The sequence below is a fragment of the Pedobacter sp. genome, assembly GCF_035566355.1.
GTDB lineage: Bacteria > Bacteroidota > Bacteroidia > Sphingobacteriales > Sphingobacteriaceae > Pedobacter.
In genome coordinates, this window is the sequence record NZ_DATMRL010000401.1 from 1 (window position 1) to 11,218 (window position 11,218).

The following is an 11,218-nucleotide window of genomic DNA, read 5'->3' on the forward strand; positions in this document are numbered from 1 at the left end:
CGTTGCCACGAAGAGAATGGCCATTAAATGAAGAAAATGCATTTTCACCGGAAATACAAAGTGTAGAAATACATAACAGATGATATAGAACACGACCGCAATCTTTGCAGCCAGGGGAGGTACTCTTTTCGTAATCATCCCAACAAGGATAATGGTGAAAATTGGAATACTGAAGATTCCGGCGATTTCCTGCAGGTAATTGTAAAAGCCTTTGTTTGCAAAAATGATAAAGGGCGCAATAAACATCGCCAGAAGGGAAATAGCCACCTCGAAAAGTTTTGCTGTTTTAACCAGTTCCTTTTCTGAAGCAGGTGTATTTCGTTTAATCTTTAATGGTTTGTAAATATTGAGCACAAACAAGGTACTGCTGCTGTTTAAACCCGCATTATATACAGTAATGGCAGAGCCGAGTATAACACTTCCTGTTAATCCGATAAACAAAGAAGGCAATGCATCTTTGATCAGCAAAGGAAAAACCTGGGCGGTATTGGTCAGGTCAGGATACAAGTGCACAGCAATAAGTCCGGGAACATTGATCAACAAGGGGCTCAGTAGTTTCGCCACGCAAGCCAGGGCAATTCCTTTTTGAGATTCACTAAGGTTTTTAGCGGCCAGTGACTGCTGTACAATATACTGCTCCATCCCCCAGTAATAGATGTTCACCACCAGCATCCCGGTAAAAATAGTAGAAAAGGGAATGGCATCTGAGGCATTACCTATAGCGTTTAAATGAGAAGTTTTAGAGGAAATAATAATGTGCAAGCCATCTATAATGCTTCCCTGTCCAAGATATCTGAGCCCATAGACAGGAAGGATCACCGCAATAATCAGCATTCCAAAACTCAGGATACTGTCTGAAACAGAAATGGCTTTTAAACCGCCCAGAATACAGTAGGTACAGCCTACGGCACCCATGATCCAGACCAGGATCCAAATGCCCTGCCAGTAGCTGACATGTAACACCTGACTGATATTAAACATTCCATTAAAAGCCACCGCACCTGTATACAATACCGTTGGCAGCAAATTGACAATATAACTGAGCAGAAAGACAATAGAAACCAGTCGTTTAGTTCCTTTATCATACCTGGCTTCCAGAAAATCGGGCGTGGTGATCATTCCGCTCCTGAAATAAACAGGCATCAGGAATTCAGAAACCAGCAACATGGCCAGAACAGAACTGATGCCCCAGCCGATGATGGTCATATTATTGATGTAGACCGATTCATTTTCTCCTATAAACTGATTGGCACTCAGATTACTTAAAAATAGAGAACCCGCAACCAGCAAATAACTGTTGTTTCTGTTGGCCAGGAATAAAGAAGTGGTATTGGTGATTTTGACCTTCCGGCTTTTGAGCCAGGAAAAAAAACCAACCAAGAGGGTACATACCAGTAAACTGATTACCGCAGGCGCATTCATTTCTACAATGAATTTCGTCTAAGCAACAGGGTAGGCATAATCTCTTGTATCTTTTGTCTGTCCAATACAAATTCGGCAGCTTTTTTCCCCATCTCTCCAAAATTCACAGAAAAAGTAGTGATGCCGTTACAAACGATTTCCTTTACCGTGTCATCGTTATGGGAAAGAATACCCACGTCCTTGCCCAATTGAAGGTTCTTTGCTATGGTATCTTTAATGATCACCCACAATTCTGAATTGTTAATGGTAAAATAAACTTTTCCGGCTTTTACAGAACCTGGTGTATAGGCCGTTTTTACCGTACCTTTCACGTCAAAATCTTTCAGAAAGCGTTTAAAGGCTTTTAAAATATCTATAGGTTCGGCAGAAGAGGGTTTAAAGAAGAATATGATTTCTTCAAAGGTCTTGATCCGCTCACTCAAACTCGCAAAAGCCTGATAGGCCGGCTCTTCAAATTCCTGTACAATATAAGATACTTCTTCGTCTACCGGCACATAACGATCGATCATCAGCAAGCGGTTGGAGGGAATAGACTTCAGCAGTTCTGTAGTTTTTGGGTGTGGAATCGGGGCAATCACATACATTCCATATTTCCCCTTCATATTGGAGAGGATGCTTTCGAAGGTCTCGATATTATTGTGGTGGAAAAAGATGTCCAGGTGTACATTCTCTCCAAGGCCATCTTTAAAATTCCTGTAGAGATCTTCCTGAAAAACATCAAAATTAAACAATACCAGAGCTACTTTCAGGATTTGCTCTGTATCTTCTATCGCCACAAAATACCCCAGACGATTGGTAGACTTAATGATTCCCCGGTTAATCAATTCTTTATAGGCTTTTGCAATGGTTTCCCTTGCAAAACCGAATTCCTTGATCATTGCATTTACCGAAGGCAGAATCTCTCCTTTGGAAACCAGCTTTTCATCAATGGCATTTAAAATCCCCTGAATCAGCTGTTCATTTTTGGAGAGAGAATTGATTTCGGTAAGTTCCCTTATTTTTTGAAAAATAAAATTCATGATCAATATTATATTTGGCTCTGTACTACTCTATACTACTTTTCAAATATGGCAAAGATAAATAGTTTTTGCAAAATTTAATTATTCCTGGTCGCCGATCAGCACACCAGAAACATTCCATGCACTGAAACTTCCACCTTCGGGCTTACCCAGAGGTATAGCTACCTGGATCAGGTGTTTTCCTGGCTTCATATCCGGCAAAGGAATTTCTACGGGAAGGGTAAGCGTGCCCGGGCACCAATTGGAACGGCTTAAATCTGATGAAGACAGACCATTGCCAAAATTTCCGGAGGCCGGGTTCAGCATGCGGTAAGTTGCACAATCTTCTCTCCAGGGAACAAAATGATAGGCGCGGCTGCCGTCTACAAATATTTCGTTTTGCTTTGGAACAAATTCATCGCCGTTTTCCCAGCCACCATGCCCGGTTGTCAGGTATCTCAATTTCAAATTTTTTACTCCTTTTGGCACTTCTACTGTCACTGTAAGAGAATCCTTATCGAATAATGTTCCATATTCCTGACCTGCCATTTCCATAAGATTTGTGGTATTAAATACGGGCATCATCCATTTCTTAGCACTATTTTTATCCTCTCCTTCATCTCCGGGGTAATATTTAAAATAAAGACTGGCCTTATGTCCTCCTTTATCATAGTTTCCTATAAAAACACCAATCCATACTTCTCCCTGTAAACTTGGCAATAAGGTGGTAATGTCTTGTTTGTAGACTACAGAATCAGCCCAGTTGTAGCCTTTGATCTTTGCCTGTGCGTTAAAATGCCCCACCCCAAAGGAAGTGAAGAACCTCATCAGTTCTAATGGTGGTAAATACTGGTCAGTTGCGGTAATTCCCTGGTATTTCTTTCCATTTCTGGCATTATACACCGGCAGCACCTGTAAACCGTGCTGGAGGGCTTTTAAAAACGACACTTCTCGGCTTGCTGGAACCATAAAAACAGAACCTGTACGGTCATAGGCATCTCCATTGGAATGCTGTACCAATTCTGCAAATAAATGTTGTCCAGGTAAAGCAGAAGGCAATTTCACTTTTTTCATGATTACTGTGCCGCCGGCAAAATGATAGGTGGTATTGGCTTGCTCTCCTGTCGGATTATCTGTTTTACGGCCAAAATTGATTTGCTCATCGTTAAAGATCTGCAGTGTCATATAACGGCTTTCGATCACCTGACGCTGATAAGCTGGCTCATCCAGCATGACTCCCCATTGGGCGGGCCACTGCAGTTCATCGGCTTTGATTTTACGGTAACTGATGTTTTTAGCTACCGTTTCGGAATTGCCATTGCGAATGGTTTTGAGTACCAGTCCAAGTCCCGGAGCAATAGTAATAGCCGGGCTGCCTTTTATTTTCAAATCGGTATTATACCAGATTTCAATGGTATTGGAACGGATAAGGAGCTTTGCTTTTTTACAGGGAATACCACATATGGTATCTACGCCCGGCAGCAATTCAGCCGAAGCATATTCCGAAAATGGTTTTTTAAAGGTGTACTGGGTGCCTTTACTGTTCAACACCTGATAACTGGATGCCTCGTCAAACTGCAGGAACTGCTGCTCTGTTTGGACGCCATTCCTTGCCAGGCGCGCCTGCTTATCTTTAATAAATAGTTTCAGTTCTCCCTCCTGATCTTTTCCATTGCTGCGAAATTTATAGGTAACGACAGCCTGGGTTGCATTGGTATTCTTCTGGGCAAATAAGGAGGTGCTGATGAACAACAGCACACAGCCAATAAACAAAGTTCTCATGGAGGGTAAAGATAATGGCTTTTTTTATGCTGTACTCTTAATAATTTCAATACATGCGCGGCTGTTGTGGTACGGACATTTCCAGGGTCCGGTTTTATCTTGATCTGGCATTACCTGGTCATCTGCACCAATCCCCCAAAACCATTCGCCATTATTTCTATCAATGATCCTGTTTTTTACAAATGCCCAGGCACCCATTGAAGCGGCAAGAAACTTCTCCTCTCCAGACCATTCCCAGGCCTTGTAAAATCCAAGCATAGCTTCAGCTTGTACCCACCAGTGTTTTTCGCGAAGGACACGCTGCGAAGCGGGCTCGCAGGTGTACCACATCCCTCCATCGGCATCAAGAGCTTCTAAGGAAGCTGTTGACATTTTTAACGTGATCACTTTAAATGCGGCGATCAGTTCTGCTTCTCCGGTCATTGCTGCAGCTTCCTGTAATAGCCAGGAGGCTTCAATGTCATGACCATAGGATATGGTGTCGGATTTCTGGCACCAGTCTTCATCGAAGAGTAACCCCATATGGCCTGTATCTGCGTCAATAATGAAATTTCTGAAGTTTGCAAGAAGATCAAGCAATTGCAGTTTCAGCTCCTCATCTGGCCATATGCGGTATAAATTGGTCAAACCCTCCAGAACATGCAACTGGGTATTCATAGTCTTTGATGCATCCAGCGGTTCCCATTGCTGACCAAAAGCTTCAAAGTAACCACCTTTTTCCTTGTCCAGACCATAACGGATCAGATCTTTGTATAAAGCAACCGCATGATCTTTCGCTACTTCTTTACCTGAAGCCATAAAGAATTCACTCATGGCGTAAATGGTATAGGCAATGGTATAGATCTGTTTTTTAGTGTCCAGCGGATTTCCTTTGGGATCTGCAGATGAGTACACTCCACCAAATTCATGATCAAGGAGATGATCTACGATATAATGATAGGCCCGGCCGGCATGTTCAATATATTCAGGCAGCGGATTCAGATTATAGGCAGCAGCAAAAGACCATAAGATCCTTGCATGGAGCACAGCTCCTTTTGGTGCGGTTTCGTCAATAATATTGTCCTGATCAATTCTTCCCACAAAGCCACCATAATGATCGTCAGGGGTAAAATCCATCCAGTAACTCAGGATGTTTGACAATTCCGATTGCAGTTCTGCTGCATATTTTTTTTCTTGATCCGCCACGTTGTGCATTTAATGTTTCTTCACCAGCTGGTTGTTTTCAATATTGTTCAGAATCGTCTGTACGGTTGCCGCCGAGCGGAGGCCGTCTGCAGGCGTATTCATCACATAATCCAGTAATACAGCTAAGTTAGTGGTTGCAACGTGCATTCTTGTATCCGAAGAGGCATAATAAATAAATATTTTTCCATCTTCATCTAAGATCCAGCCATTACAGAAAACCACATTGGATACATCTCCAACTCTTTCTATACCTTCAGGTGCCAAAAAATATCCAGCAGGTTTATAAATTACCTTGGTCAGGTCATGCAGATCGGTCATAAACAAATACAGTACGTACCTTAATCCCGCAGCTGTATTTCGCACCCCGTGCGCCAAAAAAAGCCAACCATGCTCTGTTTTAATTGGTTCAGGCCCCATACCGTTCTTTGCTTCGTAAACTGTATGGTACTGCTTGGGATCGACCACGGTTTCCTTTTCAATCACAGCTTGCTCCATTGAGGCGCTGAGACCAAAACCAATACCACCACCTGTACCACTTTCAATAAAACCATCCTGCGGACGTGTAAAAAATGCATATTGCCCGTCTACAAATTCCGGGTGCAGTACCACATTTCTTTGCTGAGGAGAAGGTGTTTGCAGATCAGCCAGACGCTCCCAGGTCTTCAGATCTTTGGTCCGGGCAATACCGCATTGTGCGACTGCCATAGACTGGTCGTAAGCAGGTGCAGATGGGTCTTTCCGTTCCGTGCAAAATAATCCGTACATCCAGCCATCTTCATGCGCAACGATACGCATATCATAAACATTGGTATCTGGTTCTTCAGTTTCCGGTAAAACCACCGGTGTGTCCCAAAAACGAAAGTGATCTATTCCGTTCGGACTCTCTGCAACAGCAAAAAAGGACTTTCTATCTGCAGCTTCTACCCTAACCACCAGGATGTATTTCCCGTTAAACTTAATTGCACCGGCATTGAAAGCTGCATTAATAGCAATTCTTTCCAGTAAATTTGGATTACTTTCCGGTCTAAAATCGTACCGCCAGTTTAATGGGGTATGGGCGGCAGTTAACACGGGATTTTCGTATCGGTTAAAAACTCCATTGCCCGCTTCTATCATTTCGTTGTCCAGGGCAATCAACCCTTCATAGCTGTTGTAAAGGTCTTGAACCTTCTTTTCAAAATTATTCATTTCTTATGATGCAGATAAATATCTAGTAATCGTTCAGTTTATTCCACCATGTCTTTTTAAGGATGGTAATGATAACTGCCAGGATCACCACTGTAATTAGTAGCGGCAACTTCTGCATCATGATCAGGTACATGGGCAGAATGGTTAGGCAGAGCTGGGCAATAATCCCCAGAACGACATTGAACATGTTTAACTTAAAGTTCCTGTTGGGTTGGAACGAGGGATCTTCAGCCTTGACCAGATCGTTGACGGGCTTCCAGAAACCCCATGGCCGAACGGTGGTGTAAAAAGATTTCAATACCGTTATTTCCGTTGGTTCAGCGGCATAGGTTCCCAGGATACAGCCAGCCATAGACAGGATAAACAGTAAAGGCCAATAATAAAGATCCAGTCCGGAAAGTACACCAAAGGATTTTAAAATGGCCAGGGCAATCGCGGGTAAAATTCCAAACATCATACCCCAGAAGAAGCCGTTTGCATTGAAACGCCACCAAAACCATTTTAACATATTTGCAGCTACATAACCACCATATAAACCAGAAACGATCCATTGCAATACCGTGTTCACATCTTTTACAAAAAGGCCCAGGATCACCCCGATAGCAACCACCAGTATACCGACCAGGTAGTTCATACGGATGATTTTTTTTGTACTGGCCTCCGGATTAACATATTTAAGATAGATATCGTTCACAATATAGGCCTGGGCTGCATTTAACGTTCCGCTGAAGGTTCCCATAAATGCACCAAGCAGCCCGGTCAGCACCAGCCCCAACACCCCTACCGGAAGGAAGGTGTTGATGGCTGCGGGCAGGATCCTTTCAAAATCAGTAACACCATCTGGTCCTTTTAAATACAGCTGATTATAGTACAGTAATGCCAGTACAGTTAAACCCATCACCATTGAGTAACGGATGGGTAATAAAATAATGCTCACAAATCCGGTCATTTTACTGGCTTCCTCGGGGCTTTTTGTACTCAATACCTTTTGCATATCATAATTTGGGGCCGGGCCGGCCAAAGAAGCAAACACGCCTTTCATCAACATCATACCAAAGAACAATCCGAAGAGGCTAAAACCATCATCAGCAATCTTTTTATTGGCTTCTGCAGCAATTTTGCTCCAGTCGAGGTCAAGACGCCAGCTAAAAAACGGATCGTCCCATCCCTTAGGAACATTTAAGCTCTGTCCATATAAGTGCTGAAAAGCAATAATTCCGATAGAAATACAAGCAACCGTCATGATGATATATTTGATCACATCTCCCAAAACGATACTGTGCATTCCACCTATAATGGAATAGAACATGGCAAAAAGGGTGAATACGATTCCATAGAAATGTGGTACATACCGATCCGAAAGCTCAAAGGGCAGATAGGCTTTCACTTCGCTCCAGGGTACAAAAATCTCTATAAATTTCCCAAGCCCTACAAAACCATAAGCTAGAAAACCAAAGCAGCTGATCAGGGCAAAAGCAATGACCACAACCTGTGAGCCTTTAACGCCTTTTCCGGAAATACCGAAACGGGTAAGCAGCCATTCCGCTCCGGTATTGGCATTGCTCTTGCGCAACCATTTACTCAGGAACATCATCATAAATACCTGGTTAAACACCGGCCATAACCAAGGTATCCATATACTTTTCAGACCATACACAAAACAAAGGCTCACCATCCACATGGTCCCACTGATATCGAACATGTCTGATGCATCACTTAAACCCAGCATATACCAGGGAAGGGATTTACCTCCCATTAAATAGCTGTCTTTATTTTCTTTTGCTTTTTTTCGATACCACAGGCCAATAAAAATGGTCAGCAGCAGGTAGGCAAGAATGATACATAGATCAATACTTGTTAATCTCATGGTTTGGGCTTGTTGAGTAAGTGATTCAGGTTATTCAATAACGAGCTAAAATTAGGTATCAATTTCGCATTAACAGTAATACTATTTTAACCAATCAACATATAAATCTTATAATATCACGCTCTTTAAGGCCTTACACATCTAAATAGCTCCACATTTTGTTTATATTGCCTATAATATTCTTTTATCTGAATTATAATACTTTTGAACGCTGCCAATTATGAACAACATCATTAAAGAAATTACACCGCTCACTCAGAATGACTGTTTTACGATCTTTTCCAGGGTAAAAAAGGAATTTGATTTTCCGCTTCATTTTCATGAAGAATATGAACTGAATCTGATCATGAATGCTGCAGGGGCAAAGCGTATAGTTGGAGATAATGTAGAAGAAATTACAGACATGGAACTGGTACTTGTTGGTCCAAACCTTTCCCATGTATGGACTACACACCATTGCACAAGTGAGGAAATCACCGAAGTGACCATCCAATGGCACAGAGACCTCTTTGATGATAAAATGCTCAGAAGAAATCAGCTCACTTTTATCAGAAGAATGTTTGAACGTTCTGTTAGAGGTATACTTTTCCCTAAAGAAACCGTAGAAAAACTATACCAAAGAATATTAGCCATTAACCAGCTCCAGGGTTTTGATTCTGTTCTCGAACTGATTAGCATTCTGCATGAGTTATCTACTTCTAAAAGCATGCGTGTTTTATCTGACGCAACCTTCAATAATGATCAGGTTCTGAATTACAACAGTAGAAGGATTGACAAAGCCTTTGAATTTATGCATGCAAATTTCCATAAACCGATCAATCTGAAAGACTTATCCAAACTGGTCAGTATGACGGAAGTTTCCTTTAGCCGTTTCATCAAAAAGAGAACAGGCAATACCTTTATTGACAGTCTGAACGATATCCGTCTGGGACATGCGACCCGGATGCTTATTGAAACAACTCATTCTGTAGCAGAGATATCATATAACTGTGGTTTTAACAACATTTCTAATTTTAACCGTTTGTTTAAAAAGAAAAAACGCTGTACCCCAAAAGAGTTCAGGGAGAATTTTTCAGGAACCAGGGTCTTCATATAAGTTGATTGTTTTTCTACCCCTCGGTACTTTCAGTTTTATTTTTGCTGAAAATTGAATACTTTTAAAATACAATTATACGCAATGAATAACCCTAAAGCCGTTTCTCCAGCCTCTATAACACTAAACATCAACACGATTCAGACACTATCTGTTATAGGTTATATTGTTTTCTCCATTTACAAAAGGTTCAGTCCAAATGAATATCTGTTTTTTTTAGCCTTGTTCCTTTTCTGCTTTAATCTTTTGGTTTCGATGTTAATCTTTATCAAAAATAGAAAAAATAAGCTACCAAATACCTTCATTCATTATATGCTGATCTTCGTAAACTTAGCCTCTATACTTTTTGCCGCCTTATATATAAAAGGCTTTTAAATCGTAAAAACTAATTTTTAATCTGCTTGCTGCTTTAATCATTGCCTGCACATTTAACTTATTATAAGAAAATAGTTCTATTACTCCTATTTCCCCTATCCTATGTAAGGGGCAGACAAAATGATTTCTAATTAGAAAGGATTTTAATATCTTCAGGAAAGATTTGAACTCTGCAGATAATCGCTCCATTATGAAAGCAAAAAATCTACTCTTGTTTTTTGTCCTTTGCGGCCCTCTTTTCTTTCCAGATTTAAGCTTTGGACAGTTGTCTCCAAAATCTCCGTTAAACCAGTTCCTTTCCGATATCAACCTGAATAATGATAGCCTTGCTGTAGAAAAATTATATATTCAAACGGATAAACCGTCTTATATGGCTGGAGACACGCTATGGTTTAAAGGGTATTTACTCCAGGCTTCTCTTCAGAATTATTCTACAAAAAGTGGAATACTTTATCTTGAGCTTGTCAATGACAGCAACCGGCTTCTGCAAAGAATTATGGTCCCGGTTTACAATGGCATGACGACGGGCTATATACCCATGGATAGTGACAAGCCTGAAGGCAATTATACCCTGAGGGCTTATACCAGCTGGATGAGAAATTTTGGGGAGAGTTATGTTTTTCAAAAACAATTTTACCTGAATACAAATTATAGTTCTGCCTGGCTGATCAACTACAGGACAACTGCCGAAAAGCAGTCCAATCAGCACAATATCAAACTGGACCTTCAAATTAAACAATTTGATCAGTTCCCTGTAGGTTTAAGGGAAATGCGGTTATCTGTTACCGGTGAAAAAAAGACTTTATTAAATACCAAAACCGAAACGCTCGCTGACGGCAGGCTGCAACTCAATTTTGAACTGCCAGAGAAAACCAGTGCTAAAAACCTTTCTCTGAATATTGAAGACCTTCGCAAAAGTCAGGAAAAACGTAAAATAACTGCACCTCTGATGTTGGACCGACCAGAAAAAATGGATCTTCAGTTCCTTCCCGAAGGTGGGAAACTGGTTAGCGGGCTACCTGCAAGGGTTGCTTTCAAAGCAATCAATGAACAAGGTTATGGCATGGCTGTAACAGGAAAAGTATACAACAACCAACAGCAGGAAGTAGCCACTTTCAATGCCCAGCATGCAGGAATGGGTACATTCAATTTTGTTCCACAAGATATCGGGCCTTACATGGCCAGGATCAAATTACCCGATGGATCATTTAAAGATTACCCCTTACCTGAAGTCAGCCAAACGGGAATGACTCTGCAGGTCGTTAACCCCTTTAACATGGACTCTTGCATAGTGAAAGTGCGTGCCAG

Annotated in this window: 8 protein-coding genes; 2 read left to right on the top strand and 6 right to left on the bottom strand. The window is 41.4% G+C overall.

Annotated features, from left to right (window positions below):
• From VNZ46_RS15420 to VNZ46_RS15445, 6 genes are all read right to left on the bottom strand, one after another.
• On the bottom strand, nucleotides 1-1,422 hold a 1,422-nt coding region (locus tag VNZ46_RS15420), incomplete at its 3' end, for a solute:sodium symporter family transporter (protein ID WP_325560957.1).
• 2 nt (nucleotides 1,423-1,424) lie between these two features.
• On the bottom strand, nucleotides 1,425-2,441 hold the full coding sequence (locus VNZ46_RS15425; RefSeq protein WP_325560958.1) for a GntR family transcriptional regulator: 1,017 nt from the start codon (nucleotides 2,439-2,441) through the stop codon (nucleotides 1,425-1,427).
• 81 nt (nucleotides 2,442-2,522) lie between these two features.
• On the bottom strand, nucleotides 2,523-4,202 hold the full coding sequence (locus VNZ46_RS15430) for a PNGase F N-terminal domain-containing protein (RefSeq protein WP_325560959.1): 1,680 nt from the start codon (nucleotides 4,200-4,202) through the stop codon (nucleotides 2,523-2,525).
• Between the two features lie 24 nt (nucleotides 4,203-4,226).
• The gene (locus VNZ46_RS15435; protein WP_325560960.1) at nucleotides 4,227-5,387 is read right to left on the bottom strand and encodes an AGE family epimerase/isomerase; all 1,161 of its coding nucleotides are present in this window, start codon (nucleotides 5,385-5,387) and stop codon (nucleotides 4,227-4,229) included.
• A 9-nt stretch (nucleotides 5,388-5,396) separates the two neighbouring features.
• Entirely contained in the window at nucleotides 5,397-6,575 is a 1,179-nt protein-coding gene (locus VNZ46_RS15440) for a glycosidase (RefSeq protein ID WP_325560961.1), read from the bottom strand.
• A gap of 22 nt (nucleotides 6,576-6,597) precedes the next feature.
• Nucleotides 6,598-8,442 (bottom strand): sodium:solute symporter family protein, encoded by a 1,845-nt coding sequence (locus VNZ46_RS15445; protein WP_325560962.1) that lies wholly within the window; start codon nucleotides 8,440-8,442, stop codon nucleotides 6,598-6,600.
• A 220-nt stretch (nucleotides 8,443-8,662) separates the two neighbouring features.
• Here VNZ46_RS15445 and VNZ46_RS15450 point away from each other — a divergent pair, with 220 nt between their 5' ends.
• Together VNZ46_RS15450 and VNZ46_RS15455 are read left to right on the top strand one after the other, a co-directional pair.
• A complete protein-coding gene (locus VNZ46_RS15450) occupies nucleotides 8,663-9,538 on the top strand; it encodes an AraC family transcriptional regulator (RefSeq protein WP_325560963.1) in 876 nt (291 codons plus the stop codon).
• Between the two features lie 562 nt (nucleotides 9,539-10,100).
• A partial coding sequence (locus VNZ46_RS15455) for a hypothetical protein (protein ID WP_325560964.1) occupies nucleotides 10,101-11,218 on the top strand: 1,118 nt, incomplete at its 3' end.

Bases quoted from the DNA above. Each gene is read 5' to 3' on its own strand.
- VNZ46_RS15425 (WP_325560958.1), bottom strand. From the start codon at position 2,441: ATGAATTTTATTTTTCAAAAAATAAGGGAACTTACCGAAATCAATTCT.
- VNZ46_RS15430 (WP_325560959.1), bottom strand. From the start codon at position 4,202: ATGAGAACTTTGTTTATTGGCTGTGTGCTGTTGTTCATCAGCACCTCC.
- VNZ46_RS15440 (WP_325560961.1), bottom strand. From the start codon at position 6,575: ATGAATAATTTTGAAAAGAAGGTTCAAGACCTTTACAACAGCTATGAA.
- VNZ46_RS15445 (WP_325560962.1), bottom strand. From the start codon at position 8,442: ATGAGATTAACAAGTATTGATCTATGTATCATTCTTGCCTACCTGCTG.
- VNZ46_RS15450 (WP_325560963.1), top strand. From the start codon at position 8,663: ATGAACAACATCATTAAAGAAATTACACCGCTCACTCAGAATGACTGT.